At 36.6% G+C, this 15,945-nt stretch carries 18 protein-coding genes; 8 read left to right on the top strand and 10 right to left on the bottom strand.

Features of this window, described 5'->3' with window-relative positions; all coding sequences use genetic code 11:
* Positions 1–26: 26 nt before the first annotated feature.
* The 9 genes from I5M32_RS03645 to I5M32_RS03605 all read right to left on the bottom strand — a co-directional run bounded on the left by I5M32_RS03645 (position 27) and on the right by I5M32_RS03605 (position 7,379).
* On the bottom strand, positions 27–386 hold the full coding sequence (locus I5M32_RS03645) for a four helix bundle protein (protein WP_200584819.1): 360 nt from the start codon (positions 384–386) through the stop codon (positions 27–29).
* A gap of 46 nt (positions 387–432) precedes the next feature.
* The gene (argC, locus tag I5M32_RS03640) at positions 433–1,497 is read right to left on the bottom strand and encodes an N-acetyl-gamma-glutamyl-phosphate reductase (protein WP_200584818.1); all 1,065 of its coding nucleotides are present in this window, start codon (positions 1,495–1,497) and stop codon (positions 433–435) included.
* An 80-nt stretch (positions 1,498–1,577) separates the two neighbouring features.
* A complete protein-coding gene (gene argG / locus I5M32_RS03635; protein ID WP_200584817.1) occupies positions 1,578–2,771 on the bottom strand; it encodes an argininosuccinate synthase in 1,194 nt (397 codons plus the stop codon).
* Positions 2,772–2,841: 70 nt separating this feature from the next.
* On the bottom strand, positions 2,842–3,501 hold the full coding sequence (locus I5M32_RS03630) for a GNAT family N-acetyltransferase (RefSeq protein WP_200584816.1): 660 nt from the start codon (positions 3,499–3,501) through the stop codon (positions 2,842–2,844).
* Between the two features lie 480 nt (positions 3,502–3,981).
* Positions 3,982–4,710: an acyl-CoA desaturase gene (locus I5M32_RS03625; RefSeq protein WP_200584815.1), complete on the bottom strand. Its 729-nt coding sequence runs from the start codon at positions 4,708–4,710 to the stop codon at positions 3,982–3,984.
* Between the two features lie 100 nt (positions 4,711–4,810).
* Positions 4,811–5,140: a bacillithiol system redox-active protein YtxJ gene (gene ytxJ / locus I5M32_RS03620; RefSeq protein ID WP_200584814.1), complete on the bottom strand. Its 330-nt coding sequence runs from the start codon at positions 5,138–5,140 to the stop codon at positions 4,811–4,813.
* The gene (locus I5M32_RS03615; RefSeq protein WP_200584813.1) at positions 5,137–5,883 is read right to left on the bottom strand and encodes a hypothetical protein; all 747 of its coding nucleotides are present in this window, start codon (positions 5,881–5,883) and stop codon (positions 5,137–5,139) included. The genes ytxJ and I5M32_RS03615 overlap by 4 nt, the downstream gene beginning before the upstream one ends.
* Positions 5,884–6,151: 268 nt before the next feature.
* Complete coding sequence (gene ribH, locus I5M32_RS03610) at positions 6,152–6,643, bottom strand: 6,7-dimethyl-8-ribityllumazine synthase (protein ID WP_200584812.1); 492 nt, start codon at positions 6,641–6,643, stop codon at positions 6,152–6,154.
* Between the two features lie 61 nt (positions 6,644–6,704).
* The gene (locus I5M32_RS03605; RefSeq protein ID WP_200584811.1) at positions 6,705–7,379 is read right to left on the bottom strand and encodes a tetratricopeptide repeat protein; all 675 of its coding nucleotides are present in this window, start codon (positions 7,377–7,379) and stop codon (positions 6,705–6,707) included.
* A gap of 197 nt (positions 7,380–7,576) precedes the next feature.
* On the opposite strand from I5M32_RS03605, the gene recF reads away from it, so the two are divergent.
* A complete protein-coding gene (recF, locus tag I5M32_RS03600) occupies positions 7,577–8,689 on the top strand; it encodes a DNA replication/repair protein RecF (RefSeq protein WP_200584810.1) in 1,113 nt (370 codons plus the stop codon).
* Positions 8,676–8,966: a DUF721 domain-containing protein gene (locus tag I5M32_RS03595; RefSeq protein ID WP_200584809.1), complete on the top strand. Its 291-nt coding sequence runs from the start codon at positions 8,676–8,678 to the stop codon at positions 8,964–8,966. Before recF ends, I5M32_RS03595 begins: the two co-directional genes overlap by 14 nt.
* 93 nt (positions 8,967–9,059) lie before the next feature.
* Here the strand turns inward: I5M32_RS03595 and I5M32_RS03590 are convergent, their stop codons facing one another.
* A complete protein-coding gene (locus I5M32_RS03590; protein WP_200584808.1) occupies positions 9,060–9,479 on the bottom strand; it encodes a nucleoside-diphosphate kinase in 420 nt (139 codons plus the stop codon).
* A gap of 106 nt (positions 9,480–9,585) precedes the next feature.
* Here I5M32_RS03590 and I5M32_RS03585 point away from each other — a divergent pair, with 106 nt between their 5' ends.
* From I5M32_RS03585 to I5M32_RS03560, 6 genes are all read left to right on the top strand, one after another.
* Positions 9,586–10,596, top strand: coding sequence for a DHH family phosphoesterase (locus I5M32_RS03585; RefSeq protein WP_200584807.1), 1,011 nt, complete (start codon positions 9,586–9,588; stop codon positions 10,594–10,596).
* Between the two features lie 274 nt (positions 10,597–10,870).
* Positions 10,871–11,836, top strand: coding sequence for an FKBP-type peptidyl-prolyl cis-trans isomerase (locus I5M32_RS03580; RefSeq protein ID WP_200584806.1), 966 nt, complete (start codon positions 10,871–10,873; stop codon positions 11,834–11,836).
* Between the two features lie 182 nt (positions 11,837–12,018).
* On the top strand, positions 12,019–12,786 hold the full coding sequence (locus I5M32_RS03575) for a TatD family hydrolase (protein WP_200584805.1): 768 nt from the start codon (positions 12,019–12,021) through the stop codon (positions 12,784–12,786).
* 44 nt (positions 12,787–12,830) lie between these two features.
* Positions 12,831–13,853: an asparaginase gene (locus I5M32_RS03570; RefSeq protein ID WP_200584804.1), complete on the top strand. Its 1,023-nt coding sequence runs from the start codon at positions 12,831–12,833 to the stop codon at positions 13,851–13,853.
* A 113-nt stretch (positions 13,854–13,966) separates the two neighbouring features.
* Positions 13,967–15,208 carry an aminotransferase class I/II-fold pyridoxal phosphate-dependent enzyme gene (locus I5M32_RS03565; RefSeq protein ID WP_200584803.1) on the top strand — a complete coding sequence of 414 codons (1,242 nt, stop codon included), beginning with the start codon at positions 13,967–13,969 and terminating at the stop codon, positions 15,206–15,208.
* A 485-nt stretch (positions 15,209–15,693) separates the two neighbouring features.
* The gene (locus tag I5M32_RS03560) at positions 15,694–15,831 is read left to right on the top strand and encodes a hypothetical protein (protein WP_200584802.1); all 138 of its coding nucleotides are present in this window, start codon (positions 15,694–15,696) and stop codon (positions 15,829–15,831) included.
* Positions 15,832–15,945: the final 114 nt, after the last annotated feature.

Here is a 15,945-nt window from a genome sequence, read left to right as displayed (position 1 = left end):
TTAGCGTAAAGCCGAAAGCAAAAGGCTTAAGGCTTTCTTATTGATTTTATTAAATTAATTAATTTTGATTTGATAATGTTGATTTTGCCATTTGATAAAGTGTAAACATCTTCATCTATAAATTCTAATTCTTTAATAAGTAATAATGCATATTCTACTTCCTGAGCAGAACCTAAAGCATTATCTAAAAAACTTGCAAAATCTTTATCTGTGTTTCTACCTGCTCCTTCTGCAATATTTAATGGAATAGAATAAGCTGCTCTTTTTATCCGGCTAGTTAAATCATATTTTTCTGAAGGTGGTATTTTAGGTAATATGGTTTTATAAACGAAAAGGACATTCTCGTGTGCTAATTGCCAAACTTCATATTTTTTAAAATCCCTCATGTTATTCCGTATCGTTGCTTTATGCTTTTTGCCTTGGGCTTTAAGCTTAAAAAAAAGAGGCTTTCAACCTCAAACCCGCCGTCTCCTCTAATCCAAACATCAAATTCATATTCTGTACTGCCTGTCCCGATGCTCCTTTTAATAAATTATCCGTTATGGACAAAATCAATAGTTTATTCCTGTGTTTCTCTAAATGGATCAGACATTTATTGGTGTTTACCACTTGTTTTAAATCGATATTTTGCTTGCTGATATGCGTAAACGGTGCATCCGCATAAAAATCTTGATAAATTTTCTCCACTTCTGCTAAACTTAAATCACAATCGGTATAAACGGATGCGATAATACCGCGGGGAAATGCACCACGATAGGGAATAAAGTTAATGCTATCCTCAAAATTTGGCTGTAGCTGTGTAATGCTTTCGCCGATTTCATTCAAGTGCTGATGTTCAAAAGCCTTATAGACAGATAGGTTATTGTTTCTCCAACTAAAATGTGTGGTTGCCCCGGGTTTTTGGCCTGCACCCGTAGATCCGGTTGTGGCAGAAATATGAACTTCTGATTTTAGCAAACCCGCTTTTGCCATTGGCAATAAACCCAACTGGATACAAGTTGCAAAACAACCCGGGTTAGCAATGTTTTGGGCAGATTTTATTTTCTCTCTATTTAATTCTGGCAAGCCATAGGTGAAGGTGGAAGGCTCAGGGCTTAAGACATAAGGCTGGCTTTCATGTGTTTTAGTTTGCTTTAAGCTTTCTGCTTTCAGCTTTTCATTTGATAAAGGCTTTTGGCTTTTGGCTTTCAATCTAAAATCCTGAGATAAATCGATAATTTTTATGTTATCATTAATTGGGTTGGCTTCCAGAAACTTCCGGGCATCGCCATGCCCAACACAAAGAAAAAGCACATCAATATCTTGTGAAAGCTGATCAGTAAATTTCAAATCGGTATCGCCCAATAAATCGGTATGCACATCAGAAATTAAATTCCCAGCATTGCTGTTGCTATGCACAAAAGCAATCGCCACATTTGGATGATTGATTAAAATCCTTAATAATTCGCCACCAGTATATCCTGCCCCTCCTATAATTCCAACTTTAATTTTTTTCATTTTTATTAGGGTTTAAGATGTAGGGTAAAAGGTGTAAGGTTTTAAAAGCCATACAGACCTTAAATCTTAGGCCTTCAACCTTACCCCTCCTTATTCACTTTATGCCAGATGGAAACCTGATTTCCAAAAATTTTAGAAAATCCTTTTACATCTTCTCCGGTATAACCTTCGTTCATTTCCCCGTAGCTACCAAATTTGCTATTCATCAGATCATTTTCAGACTCGATGCCAATTACCAAGAAACGATAAGGAAGCAATTGAATAAATACCTTACCGTTTACGGTTTTTTGCGTGTTGGTTAAAAACGCTTCAATATCTCTCATAATTGGATCGTGAAACTGGCCTTCATGCATCCAGTTTCCGTAAAACATGGATAATTGATCTTTCCAACTTAATTGCCATTTTGTTAGCGTGTGTTTCTCTAAAGCATGGTGCGCTTTGATGATGACCATCGGCGCTGCTGCTTCAAATCCAACTCTTCCTTTGATACCTATAATGGTGTCACCAACATGAATGTCTCTTCCGATACCAAATGGGGCCGCAATTTCTTGCAATGCTTGTATCGCTTTAGAAGGATGGTCGAATTTTTTACCGTTAACAGCAATTAATTCTCCTTTTACAAATTCTAACTCTACATCTTCTGGATTAGTTTTGGTTACTTGGCTTGGCCATGCTTCTTCTGGCAGCATCCCTTTAGATGATAAGGTTTCTTTACCACCAACAGAGGTCCCCCAAATACCTTTATTAATAGAATATTGTGCTTTTTCTGCGTTTATTTCTACTTTATGCTTGTGCAAATACTCAATTTCTGCATCACGGCTCAATTTTAGATCCCTTATGGGCGTAATGATACCTACTTTTGGGATCAAGATATTGAATATCATATCAAAACGCACTTGGTCGTTCCCTGCGCCGGTACTGCCGTGGGCAACAAAATCTGCATCAATTTCTTTAGCATAATTGGCAATCGCGGTTGCCTGCGTAACTCTTTCTGCGCTTACAGAAAGTGGATAAGTATTGTTTTTTAAGACATTCCCGAAAACCAGATATTTCAAATAATCATCATAATATCCTTTAACGGCATCAACGGCATGGTGTGAGCTTACGCCTAAACTATAAGCCCGCTCTTCTATATGCTTTAGTTCTTCATCAGAAAACCCACCTGTATTTACGATAACAGAATGAACTTCTAGATCCAAATCTTTGCTAAGATATATACAACAAAACGAGGTGTCTAAACCTCCACTAAATGCTAAAACAACTTTCTTTTTCATGTTTTAAGTATTGAGATTTGAGTATAGGGTAGTGAGACTCAATTCTCATTACCCTATGCTCACTACTTTTTTAATTTGTTAAACTTATGGCTACGATTTTTGTAAAGCTTTTTAATTTTTGCTCTATCCTTTCAAACAAAGATGCTTTGTGTGTGATGTTTTTTAAGCGTTCTTCTTCTTCAGCTCTTTTTTCTTCTGGATCATAAAGCATAGCGGTACACATACAGTTCTGCCTTCCTTTGCTCATCAAAATATCATAGTTTACACAGCTTTTGCAACCTTGCCAAAAATTTTCGTCTTGTGTAAGTTCTGAATAAGTTACCGGTTCATACCCTAAATCAGAATTTATTTTCATAACTGCTAAACCGGTAGTTAAACCAAATATTTTTGCCTCGGGATATTTTTTACGTGAAAGCTCAAATATTTTAGTTTTAATGGCCTTTGCCAAACCAGCTTTTCTATAAATTGGGTTTACGATCAAACCAGAATTAGCAACAAAGTCTCCATGGCTCCAGGTTTCTATATAACAGAAACCTGCCCAAGTGTCGTCTTTATGCAAAGCGATAACCGCCTTACCTTCTAACATTTTGTTTGCAATATATTCTGGCGAGCGCTTGGCAATACCCGTACCACGGGCTTTTGCAGAAACAGCCATTTCATCACATATAGTTTCTGCGTATCCTACGTGTTGTATGTTGGCAACTAAAATATTAAAATCGTTAATGTGCATTTATTTTGAGTGGAGATGACATCCACATTTTTAAATAAAATTTTTTTTTGGAAACCACGTATTAGTGGTTTAAAGGAATTTAATATTCGCAGTTTGATTAAAATCTGGGAATATATAACGGTCTTCGTCGTAATGAGATTGCACTAGGAGTAGGTAAACAAATAAACATAGCAAATGAAATTTCCTTTTGGGAAACTGTGCATTTGGCTTTATGTAGATGAGTTTGTTTCATTTTCTTTAACTATCAAGGCTTTAGACCTATTTTGTAAGGCAAAAGAGCAAAAAATTTTTATTAATTACAAGATAAAATTAAATTAACAACGATTTATTAAAATTGGCTTAACGATGCTTTTTGAACCAAATACCAGAATGGTATTGGTTTTTTTGGAGATTTTTTTGCGTTAGGGATTGAAACGGCAGCTTTTTTGGCTTTTTAAGGACAAAAAACTATAGTGGAAAGCCCGCCCGAACGCCCAATAACTAAACTTTTCTAAACCTGATGATCCTAAACCAGTGCATCACTTTCATGATTGGGTAAACTGGATCAATCTCGAACCACTTTTTGCCAAAATTTGGACTATTGGGGAATTTATGATGATTATTTTGGAACAACTCACCTAGCATCAAAAAATCAAAAGGAGTGGTATTTTTGGATTTATCTTGGTTATCGAAGTTTGAATAGCCGTACTTATGGCCGCACCAATTTACCACTGCACCATGTAATGGGCCCATCACAAAATGGAAAGGTAGAAAGAGCCACATCCACCATTGGGTGGCAAATGCCACGTAAAATGCGATGTATAAAAAAGAAAATACTATTCTTGATGTCAACGAAGTACCCAATTCATCAATAAATTTCCATTCTGGGTATTCGCCCCTAAACTGTGGCTCTGGTTGTTCTAGATCTTTTTCATAAATAACATATTGCCCTCTTGTGTTCCACATCATCTGAAAAACATCTTCAAAAAAGTGTGGTGAGTGTGGATCCTTCTCCGTATCTGAAAAAGCATGGTGCATACGGTGCATAATTGCGTAGGCCTTTGGTTTTAGATAAGACGCACCTTGGCCGATATATGTTAAAATATAAAAAAAACGATACCAAAAAGGATTGAGGTTAAACATTTTATGTGAAGCATACCTGTGCAAAAAAAATGTTTGGACAAATAAAGAGATAAACCAATGAGCAATGAAGAATATAATGATATACATGAATGTATTTTAGGAGGTTAGATTTACATTTATGCAAAAATAACGAAATAATAGGGGTTTAGATTTTATAAAAGACTTTTATGACCAAGCAATTACATCATTAGTTGATCAAGCCCAATGTTTCTTCAATAGAAATATCTCCGTGAGATTGATCTAGAACACAATCGCCATCTTTGATCAAAAGCAATTGGGGAGATTCATGATGTACCTGAAATAATTCTGCAATTTGACCCGAGATTTCACGATGAGCGATCAAATCTAAAAAATAAGGTGTTACGTTTTCTGGCAAATCGTCTAAATCCATATCTACCCTTTTCTTTGCCATCATACTGATTGAACAACGAGTGCTATGCTTAAAGATTAAACTATATCCGGCAGCTAATTTTATCTCTTGCAATTGCTTGCTATCTTCTAATTTAATCCAACTCATGGTTTTGTAAATGTATCTTTATCAACCTTTTGCAAAACTTTTGCAATAGGGAAATAGATAGATGTGTTGCTTTCTGTATTTGTTTTTTTAACCGATAGTTTTAAACCATTGCCTAGATCTTGGTAAGGCTCCCATTCAAAAATGGCAGGTTTTTTTTGGTTTTGTAGTAAGAACTTCCATTGTATAACCTCTCCCGTAGCATCGTTTACGTACAACCAATATTGATCGCCCGGGGTTAAACCCACTTTATCAAAATTGAGGTGTATAACATCGCATTTTTGACCATTTATTTCTTGAGTGTCTTCCAATTGCGTATTTACACCTTCATCTTGCAGTTTTAGCGGAGACATTAACCAATAGCTATCGTTAATATAAGCTGCGTAAGCTTTGGTGATCTGTTTGTTAGCGGTGCTATCGGGCAGTTGCTTCCCATCTTGATAGGCCTTACCAACTTTGGTTTTGGTATTAAACAACACTACCATCTTAGCGCCATCGGCAGAGGTAGATTCAAAACGATAATCTCCTGTATATCTATCCCAAATATGATGACGGCCCATACTTTCTTTACCGTCTCTTATTGGTGTAAAAGTAAATTCAAAATACCTGCTTTTTTCAAAAGTAGATTTACCGCCCACTGCTTTCCAAACGTTAGCGAAGACCGCTTCCTTATCAGGTTTGTTTTGGGCACATGCCGAAAAAACAACGGCAAATATAAATGCGTACAGCAAATTAATTTTTTTCATAAAAACTCTTTTTGGTTGCAACAGCGAAGAAGTAAATTTGTTTTATTTCCTTCCGCGGGCTTCTGGGTAGGAGTTATAAGCGGGACAAAGTTTAGAAGAGCATGATTGTAGGACGGCTCCGGTTATCATCAAAGCCAATACAAAGTAAATTATTTTTTTCATCTGTTGAGCATTAATTTTATTGTGTGAGTTCTTGTACGCCTAATTAACCTTAAAGTTTCAAACACAATCTGTTATAAAGGTAAATAAAAACAATTATAATGCTAAATTATTTAAAGTCTGATTTTAACGCTGCCATTTTTATAGCAGTAATGGCCGCTTCGGTACCTTTATTACCATGCTTACCGCCTGCTCTATCTAAGGCTTGCTGCTGGTTATCAGTAGTTAAAACACCAAAGATCACCGGCTTGGTGTGCTTTAAGCCCACATTTGCTATTCCGTTTGCAACTGCGTTACAAATAAAATCAAAATGACGGGTTTCTCCTTGTATTACGCACCCCAAACATATAACCGCATCTAACTCTTTGTTATCCATCAATTGGTCTGCCCCTGCAATCAGTTCAAAACTACCCGCTACCTCAATTGATATGATATCTCTCTCAGCTACCTGATATTGCAACAAAGCATCATATGCACCTTTATACAAAGCTCCCGTTACCTCGGCGTTCCATGAAGCAACAACGATCCCAAACCTAAAATTTTTACCATAAGGAACCGTGGTATGTGAAAAATCTGAAAGATTCTTTAAATGTGTAGCCATCTTATGAAAATAAAAAGGTTAGCCTTTAAACGCTAACCTTTCTCAATAAATATTTATATCCTTACAATTTTCCTTCTGCCCTTGCAATATACATATCAATATTTGTAGCGGTTGCACTTTCGGGATAATCGCTTTTAATTTTTGTGTAGGTATCTACCGCAGATTTAAAATCCTTCTGCTCCTCATAAACCAAACCCAATTTTTTCAGATAAATTGGTGCTGCGAATAGATTGTCTCCTTTAGAAACCGCTTTCTTATAAAACGTGATGGCATTATCATAGTTCTTAAGCTCAACGTAAGCATCTCCTGCAGCACCCAAAGCTTCTGGGGCTATAATTGGATCAGATCCGCTATATTTGGTTAAATTTTCTGCAGCTTTTTGGTACTCGCCTTTGTTCAAATAAGCAATGCCTAGGTAATAATAAGCTAAGTTCGCAGACTTTGTATTATCGTATTCATCAATAATTTTCTCGAAACCGGGAAAATTCCCATCACCTTTGATGGCTTTGTCCCAATCTTTTTGCTCCCAATACTGTTGCGCTTTAAACATTTGGTTTACGGCTTCGGTTTCCCTAGGTGCTAAATAAAATTTTTGGTAGGCAAAATATAATAGTACTAATCCGATGATGGTACAACCAATAACCAAAAGGCTTTTCTTATTTTCTTCGATAAAAAAGCTAGTTCTGCTCATAGAGTTAGAAAGCGGTGAAGGCTGATCGATTTGTGTTTTTGACATTTTAAGGTTCTATTAAAGATTGCAAAAATAGTGTTTTCGGCAAAAACAACAACCCATTTATATAAAATATTGTAATATAACCCCATAACTGCTTTTAAGGCGTATTATGATGAAGATTTATGTCTATTCCTTTTCTAAAACAGGCAACATTAATTTATTTTACAAATAAAGACAGCATGTTTTTATAATTTAGCTCTATGTTTCTTAAGAAGATTTCTCTGGTAAACTTTAAAAATTATGATGAAGCTGAGCTAACTTTTACAGCAGGTGCAAACGCTTTTGCGGGCGATAACGGTGCGGGCAAAACCAATCTTTTAGATGCAGTGCATTACCTATCTATGTGTAAAAGCTATTTTAACCCAATAGATAGCCAGCAGATAAAACAAGACCGAGATTTATTTATGCTGCAAGGCGTTTTTGAAAAAAACCAGAAAGAAGAAATGATTGCCTGCGGGGTTAAAAAAAACCAGAAAAAACAATTTAAGAGAAACAAGAAAGAATATACCCGTTTGGCAGAGCATATTGGGCTTTTCCCTTTGGTAATGATCTCCCCAAACGATATAAGCCTTATCTTAGAGGGCAGCGAGGAACGCAGGAAATTTATTGATACGGTAATTTCTTTAACAAACCCCAGGTATTTAGAAGATTTAATAGCTTATAATAAAACATTACAAAACCGCAATGCACTCTTAAAACAGATAGCCGATAGCGGCAGATATGACCCCGCCCTGCTTGAGGTTTTTGATGATCAGTTGATCAATTATGGAACAACTATTTTTGAACAGCGAAAAACCTTTATGGAAATCTTTACCCCTGTTTTTGATCGGCACTACCAATATTTATGTAGCGATGCAGAAACCGTGAAACTGATCTATGAATCGCCCTTATTTGATGATGATTTTTCTAAGATCTTAAAAAAAAATCTAGAAAAAGACAGAATTTTGCAGAGAACCTCACAAGGGATACATAAAGACGAGCTTGTTTTTCAGGTGCATGCAGAAATGCCCTTGAAAAAATTTGGTTCGCAAGGGCAGCAGAAATCTTTTTTGATCGCGTTAAAATTGGCAAAATATTCGTTCATTTATCAAAAGGTTGGCTTTAAGCCGATGCTTTTATTAGATGATATATTTGATAAATTGGATGATCTACGAATTACCAAGTTGATGAAGATGGTTTCTCATGAAGATTTTGGGCAAATATTTATTACCGATACCAATGCCAAAAGGATAAAGCGCATTTTTGAAGATATCGGTGTAAACCTAAATTTATTCCATATTGAAAAGAGTATTGTAACCCATGAGCAGAACTAACGATAAGACCTTAAAGGAGGCCATGGAGCAAATGCTCAGAGTTTATCGCTTAAAAGGTAAATTTGACGAGACTTTTGCGGTAAAATCTTGGGAAGAAGTTGTTGGCAAGGCGGTTGCGAACCGTACAAAAGAAATCTTTATTAGGGATAAAAAATTGTTTGTAAGGATAGAATCATCTGTTGTTAAGAACGAACTCAATATTATGCGGCAGCAAATCATCAGTAATTTAAACGAAAAAGCAGGTGCTGAGGTTGTGCGAGAGATTATATACCTGTGATAGATTTTGATTTTTCCTTGAAAGCGGTTTCTCTTTTAAATGAGAAGAGCTTTGGCAAAAACCAAAGCTCCCTCCATTCCAAAAATGTTATACTTAAAACTTATCAAAAGCGGTAAAATAGAAATTACCTTCAATTTCTGCGTTCTCATCAGAATCTGAACCGTGGACCGCATTCGCATCAATAGATTTTGCGTATTTCTGACGGATAGTTCCTTCGGCGGCATCTGCCGGATTGGTTGCACCAATTAAAGCCCTGAAATCTTCTACCGCATTGGTTTTCTCTAAAATAGCTGCAACGATAGGCCCAGAAGACATAAAGCTCACTAAATCGCCATAAAAACCACGCTCTTTGTGTACCGCATAAAACTCTCCCGCTTTCTCTGGAGATAACTTGGTGTATTTCATAGCCACAATTCTGAAACCACTTGCTATAATATCATTTAAAATTGCTCCGATGTGCCCGTTTGCCACTGCATCTGGTTTGATCATCGTAAATGTTCTGTTAGTTGCCATTGTTTAGTTTTTAAAAATTGGTGCAAAAGTAGGCTTTTAAAATCATAACAAAAAGTATTTAAGTATTTTCGGATAGTTTGTTTACCTTCGCATTTCATTAAAATTGATGATTGATCTAGAAACGCTTAAAGATAAATTAGCACAGCCCTGTAAAATCGTGATTACTACCCATCATAAACCTGATGGTGATGCAATGGGCTCTTCTTTAGGCCTGTACAATTATTTTATACAAAAAGGTCATTTTGTAAAAGTAGTTTCCCCAACAGATTATCCCTATTTTTTACAATGGTTGCCCAATAATCCAGAGGTTATCATTTATACAGAAAAACCAGAAGAAAGCAAAAAATTGATTGCAGATGCAGAATTGATCTTTTGCCTAGATTTTAATGCGCTTGCCAGGATAAATGAAATGGGTGAGGAAGTGAGGAGATCTTCTGCAATTAAAATAATGATAGACCATCATTTAGAACCTGAAGGCTTTGATGATTTTAGGCATTGGAACATTAATGCCTGCGCAACCGCACAGCTCATTTATGATTTTATAGTTAACTACTTGAAAGACGGCGAACTGATCAATAAAGACGTGGCCACTTGTTTATACACAGGGATAATGACAGACTCGGGCTCTTTCCGTTTTCCTAACGTAACTTCAGACCTTCACAGGATTGTGGCCAATTTGATAGATGCCGGCGCACAGAATTGGAAAATACACCAACAGGTTTATGATAATGCAACCGAAGGGCGATTAAAGTTTTTGGGCTATTGCTTAAGCAATAAATTAGAGGTTTTAAGAGAATATAACACCGCTTTAATCAGCGTAAGCAAAGAAGATATAAAGAAGTTTGATATACAGACAGGCGAAACCGAAGGCATAGTAAATTATGCGCTTTCAATAAATGGTATTAAGTTAGCGGCGTTTATTGTTGAGCGCAGCGATCGGGTAAAGCTTTCCCTAAGATCAATAGGCACTTTCCCGGCAAATGAAATATGCAAGAAATATTTTGATGGCGGGGGGCACAGAAACGCAGCAGGAGGGCAATCTAATGATGCTCTTGAAACCGTGGTAGAGAAATTTAGATCGATATTACCTGAATATAAAGAATTACTTTTGCAGTAGTTTTTAGTGATTAGGATTTGTAATCGGTAATTGGTTATCAGTAAATAAATGGTAAACATTAATAGGTAGCATTTTCAAACTATTGACCATTAAAAGTAGTGCCTCAAGAGAATGGACTATCAACAATGGATTATGGGCTTTTAAAAACCGCAAATAAAAGAATGAAAACATCCCGTTTCGGGATTATTGAATGCAAATAAAAAACAATAGATAAAAGAATGAAAACATCCCATTTCGGGATTATTGAATGCAAATAAAAAACAATAAATAAAGAATGAAAAAAGGATTATTAATATTAACCGTAACAGCTTTAGGCTTTGCGGCGTGTAGTGGTGGTTTTAAAAAAGGCCCTGCAGGTTTAGAGTATAACATCCATACCGATGTTAAAGGCGACTCGATCAAAGAAGGCGATTTTATCAGCCTAAACATCGTGGCCAAAACAGAAAAAGACTCTTCTCTTTTTAACTCTTATGAAATGGGTAGGCCTTCTGAAGCTTATTTCCCAAAACCAGTTTACCCGGGTGATATTTTTTATGCGATAAAAATGCTTACCAAAGGAGATAGTGCAACCATAAAAATCAACCTTGATTCTGCGGTAGCAAAAGGACAACCAAGACCAGCTGGAATAAAAGGCAAATACTTAATTTATACCGTTAAAGTTGAGGAAGTTATACATAAGGATACTGCTCATATGCAAGATTTCCAAGCTAAGGTAGAAAAATACTTTAAGGCAGAAGGCGAAAAAGCTAAAGCCGCAGAAGTAACAAACCTTCAAAAATACATAAATGATAATAAATTAAAACCAACAAAATTGCCTTCTGGTTTACAAATTGTAACCACAAAAGAGGGTACTGGCGAGCAACCTGTTGCAGGCGATAGCGTGTTGGTAAATTATACCGGTAAGATCCTATCAGGAAAGGTTTTTGATACAAGCTTAGAAGATGTTGCAAAGAAAAACAATATGTACAACCCACAAAGAGCACCATATTCTCCATTAAGCGTTGTATTGGGAAAAGGTGGGATTATCCCCGGGTTTGAACAAGGCGTTTTACAAATGAAAAAAGGCGGCAAAGCAACTGTTTTAATTCCTTCTAGTTTGGCTTATGGCGAGCAAGGAATGCCAGGCGGAATGATCGGGCCATTTACTCCATTAATCTTCGAATTAGAACTGGTAAATGTTTTCCATAATCCAAATGCAGCGGCACCTGCCAAACCAGCACCAACGGCTCCAGCTAAGTAGTTTATAAAAACATTTTAAAGGCTGTCTTTAAAAAGAATTTGTCACGCTGAACTCGTTTCAGCATCTCACTAGCAAATTAAACAGCAACGTGAGAACCTATTTTGATAGGGTTCCGATTGGCCAGTTGGCTAACGGAACGACAAAACTCTTAGAGACAGCCTTTTTTATTTTAATTTTGTAGGATGATGCTAACCGATACACATACCCATTTGTATTATACACTAGACGAGAAGGAACGAGCTGAGCAAATGGAAAGATGTTTAGAAAACCAAATTACAAGGCTGTTTTTACCCAACGTTAGTAGCCAATCGGTTGGCCTGGTAATGAATTTGGTTAAAGCCTATCCAAAAAATTGTTTTCCAATGTTGGGCTTGCACCCATGCGATGTAAATGATGATTTTCTTAAAGAGTTAGATTTGATTCATCAACATATAAAAAAAAGTAAAATTTATGCCATAGGCGAAATTGGGATAGATCTATATTGGGACAAAACTTTTTTAAAACAGCAACAAGACGCTTTTACCATTCAGATCGAATGGGCAAAAACTTTAAACCTACCAATTGTGATACATTGCAGAGATGCTTTTGACGAAGTATTCGAAATTTTAGAAAACCATGATGATGATAAGTTGAGGGGCATATTCCATTGTTTTACAGGTAATTTAAGTCAAGCAAAAAGAGCCATAGATTTGGGTTTCTATTTAGGTATTGGCGGTGTGGTAACCTACAAAAATGCAGGCCTTGATAAAACTGTAGAACAGATAGATCTAAAAAATATAGTTTTAGAAACAGATGCACCATATTTAGCCCCATCGCCTTACAGGGGCAAACCAAACGAAAGTTCTTATTTAATACATATAGCACAAAAAATAGCCGATTTAAAACAAATCCCTTTAGAAGAGGTGGCAAAAATCACTACGGCCAATTCGGTTAAAATTTTCGGTGTTTAGATTAAAATTGTTTATTTGTATTGATTCTCTAAAACACTAAAGGCATGACTAAAATATTTGTGATTTATACCGGCGGAACGATAGGAATGATCACAGATCCCGAAACCAATGCTTTGGCCCCCTTTACTTTTGAGCAGATCATAGAAAACGTACCCGAGCTAAGGCGTATGGATTATGAGCTAACCGTACACTCTTTTGATCCAATCATAGATTCCTCTGATATGACCCCAGAAATTTGGGCATATTTGGCAAAGCTGATCAATGATAATTATGAAGACCATGATGGTTTTTTAATACTTCATGGATCGGATACCATGGCTTTTACCGCATCGGCCTTAAGCTTTATGCTAGAAGGATTGGCAAAGCCGGTAATTTTCACAGGCTCGCAATTGCCTATATCTGAGGTGCGTACAGATGCGAAAGAAAATTTTATTACCGCTTTAGAAATCGCATCGGCAAAATTAGAAGATGGCAGGGCAAGAGTACCAGAAGTATGTATTTATTTTGAAAACAAACTTTTTAGGGCAAACCGTACTTTTAAATATAACTCGGCAAAGTTTGAGGCATTTAGATCGCCCAATTACCCTGTTTTAGTAGAAGCTGGTGTTCATATCAAATATAATGATGCCGTTATCGGCAAGCTAGAAAAGTCTATATTTAAGGTACATACCAACGTGAGCAACAATATTGGGGTACTTAAACTATACCCCGGTATTAGCCCACAAATTGTAGATGCCGTTTTAAACTCTGGTGCAGAAGCTATCATAATGGAAAGCTTTGGTACAGGAAATACCACTACCGCAAAATGGTTTTTAGATAAACTGAAAAAAGCCATAAATGGGGGTAAAATAATTTTGGATATTTCTCAATGCAAGGTAGGGTCTGTAGAAATGGGCAGGTATGCCACCAGTAGCGAGCTAAAAAAAATGGGGGTAATCAACGGCTACGATATGACATTTGAAGCTGCAGTAACCAAGCTGATGTATTTACTTGGAAGAAACTACCCTAAAGACAGGTTGCTACGTAGATTAGGCGCTTCTATAAGAGGGGAGTTGACCAAAAACTGACAATATACCATAAAATAGCCCTTAAAAGGTTTAGCAAGGTTTTTGATAATGATAATCAAAACCGTAAATTTGCAGCGTTTTTTATTAAACAAATACACATAAAAAATTATATTTTGGATATTTTTGAGAAGATAGCGAAAAACATGGGGCCTTTAGGGCAACACCAAAAATGGTCTCATGGATATTTTTCTTTTCCTAAATTGGAAGGAGAAATTGCACCTCATATGAATTTTAGGGGCAAAGAGCATTTGGTTTGGAGCCTAAACAATTATTTGGGCTTGGCCAACCATCCCGAAGTTAGGGAAGCAGATGCCCAAGCAGCAAAGGATTATGGCATGGCCTATCCTATGGGTGCTAGGATGATGTCTGGTAACTCTAATCATCATGAAGCTTTAGAAAAATCTTTGGCAGAGTTCACTGGCTATGAAGATGCATTTCTTTTAAATTATGGCTACCAAGGGATACTTTCTGCAATTGACGCTTTGGTTGATAGAAATGATGTTATCGTTTACGATGCCGAGTCTCACGCCTGCATTATTGATGGTGTTCGTTTACACATGGGCAAACGTTTTGTTTACCTACATAACGATATGGACAGCCTTAAAAAGCAATTAGAAAGGGCTACAAAATTAACGCAAGAAAACGGTGGTGGTATCTTGGTAATTACCGAGGGGGTTTTTGGAATGTCTGGCGCACAAGGAAAACTAAAAGAAATCATAGATTTTAAGAAAGATTTTAGCTTCCGTTTGTTGATAGATGATGCACATGGTTTTGGTACAATGGGCAAAACAGGTGCAGGTACGCATGAAGCGCAAGATTGCTTGGCGGGCGTAGATGTTTACTTTGGGACCTTTGCTAAATCTATGGCAGGCATAGGGGCTTTTATTGCCTCAACCGAAGAGATCACCAATTATTTGAGATACAATATGCGCTCTCAAACTTTTGCTAAATCTTTACCTATGCCAATGGTTTTAGGTTTAAAGAAACGTTTAGAATTATTACGTAGCAAACCCGAGTTAAAGGACAAACTTTGGGAAATTGCAACTGCATTACAAACGGGGCTAAGAAACAAAGGATTTAATATTGGCACCACCAACTCTGTGGTAACACCAGTATTTTTAAAAGGAGAATTGAGCGAGGCAACCGCCATCACTATGGATTTGAGAGAGAATTTCGGTATTTTTTGCTCTATCGTAATTTATCCGGTTATCCCTAAAGGATTAATAATGCTAAGATTGATCCCAACGGCAATGCACACTTTAAAGGATGTGGAAAGAACTGTTTCTGCCTTTAGCCAAGTGAGAGAGAAATTGGAAAAAGGTTATTACAAAGACAAGAAACCAGAAATGGCATAAACTTTATATATCTAAATCTTAGAAATGCCTTTAATAAAAATTTAAAGGCATTTTTTGTTTCAGGTATTTTGCATTAACAAGAATTTACCCAACATCAAAAAGCCTGGTTATTTTTTTTCATGGGTTTTGTATTTTATAACACCCTATTAACAAGCATATTTATCTCCATTATCCCTCCAATTCGCCACTTTACCTACACCAAAAAAAATCAGAAAAGGTTGCGATACCACCTTTACAAAAGCATCTCTTTCATACAATAGAATACCGCTCTGCGATGTAGATCAAAACTCGATTAAGGTATCTAAAAAAGTTAATTATCAAAATTAAGTTGTTAACCTACGCTAGATAATTACTTCTCATAAATATTGGCTTTTTGGCATTTTATCCACCAATCGGTGGATAGTACTATACTTTTTTGTCTTATCCTTTGCCCTTCCCTTTCCGCTCTATTTAAAGTAAAAGTGTTCTGAGTGTGAACGCTCGGGATGAAAAAAAAGCCTGACCAAATAGCCGCTTTGTTCCAGAGCCATCCCCTTTTTTACCCAACAGCAGAAAACGGCCACCCCAATATTTGGCTTCGTTGGTATTGGAACCACAATCACGGTAAAACCATCATGGAATAATATTGAATATAAAGGTACAACAGAGATAAATGGCCGATGGAAAATTAATGTTGCCACACCAAGTGCAACCACTTTCAATGGTAACTATAACATTACCGCAAGTGATGAAGACGG

Source organism: Pedobacter segetis (assembly GCF_016623585.1).
GTDB classification, from domain to species: Bacteria; Bacteroidota; Bacteroidia; order Sphingobacteriales; family Sphingobacteriaceae; genus Pseudopedobacter; species Pseudopedobacter segetis.
This window is presented reverse-complemented; position numbering and strand designations above follow the sequence as displayed.

What these genes read in the sequence shown, in the direction of transcription:
- I5M32_RS03645 (WP_200584819.1), bottom strand. Translation starts at nt 386, where the DNA reads ATGAGGGATTTTAAAAAATATGAAGTTTGGCAATTAGCACACGAGAAT.
- argC (WP_200584818.1), bottom strand. Translation starts at nt 1,497, where the DNA reads ATGAAAAAAATTAAAGTTGGAATTATAGGAGGGGCAGGATATACTGGT.
- argG (WP_200584817.1), bottom strand. Translation starts at nt 2,771, where the DNA reads ATGAAAAAGAAAGTTGTTTTAGCATTTAGTGGAGGTTTAGACACCTCG.
- I5M32_RS03630 (WP_200584816.1), bottom strand. Translation starts at nt 3,501, where the DNA reads ATGCACATTAACGATTTTAATATTTTAGTTGCCAACATACAACACGTA.
- I5M32_RS03625 (WP_200584815.1), bottom strand. Translation starts at nt 4,710, where the DNA reads ATGTATATCATTATATTCTTCATTGCTCATTGGTTTATCTCTTTATTT.
- ytxJ (WP_200584814.1), bottom strand. Translation starts at nt 5,140, where the DNA reads ATGAGTTGGATTAAATTAGAAGATAGCAAGCAATTGCAAGAGATAAAA.
- I5M32_RS03615 (WP_200584813.1), bottom strand. Translation starts at nt 5,883, where the DNA reads ATGAAAAAAATTAATTTGCTGTACGCATTTATATTTGCCGTTGTTTTT.
- ribH (WP_200584812.1), bottom strand. Translation starts at nt 6,643, where the DNA reads ATGGCTACACATTTAAAGAATCTTTCAGATTTTTCACATACCACGGTT.
- I5M32_RS03605 (WP_200584811.1), bottom strand. Translation starts at nt 7,379, where the DNA reads ATGTCAAAAACACAAATCGATCAGCCTTCACCGCTTTCTAACTCTATG.
- recF (WP_200584810.1), top strand. Translation starts at nt 7,577, where the DNA reads ATGTTTCTTAAGAAGATTTCTCTGGTAAACTTTAAAAATTATGATGAA.
- I5M32_RS03595 (WP_200584809.1), top strand. Translation starts at nt 8,676, where the DNA reads ATGAGCAGAACTAACGATAAGACCTTAAAGGAGGCCATGGAGCAAATG.
- I5M32_RS03590 (WP_200584808.1), bottom strand. Translation starts at nt 9,479, where the DNA reads ATGGCAACTAACAGAACATTTACGATGATCAAACCAGATGCAGTGGCA.
- I5M32_RS03585 (WP_200584807.1), top strand. Translation starts at nt 9,586, where the DNA reads ATGATTGATCTAGAAACGCTTAAAGATAAATTAGCACAGCCCTGTAAA.
- I5M32_RS03580 (WP_200584806.1), top strand. Translation starts at nt 10,871, where the DNA reads ATGAAAAAAGGATTATTAATATTAACCGTAACAGCTTTAGGCTTTGCG.
- I5M32_RS03575 (WP_200584805.1), top strand. Translation starts at nt 12,019, where the DNA reads ATGATGCTAACCGATACACATACCCATTTGTATTATACACTAGACGAG.
- I5M32_RS03570 (WP_200584804.1), top strand. Translation starts at nt 12,831, where the DNA reads ATGACTAAAATATTTGTGATTTATACCGGCGGAACGATAGGAATGATC.
- I5M32_RS03560 (WP_200584802.1), top strand. Translation starts at nt 15,694, where the DNA reads ATGAAAAAAAAGCCTGACCAAATAGCCGCTTTGTTCCAGAGCCATCCC.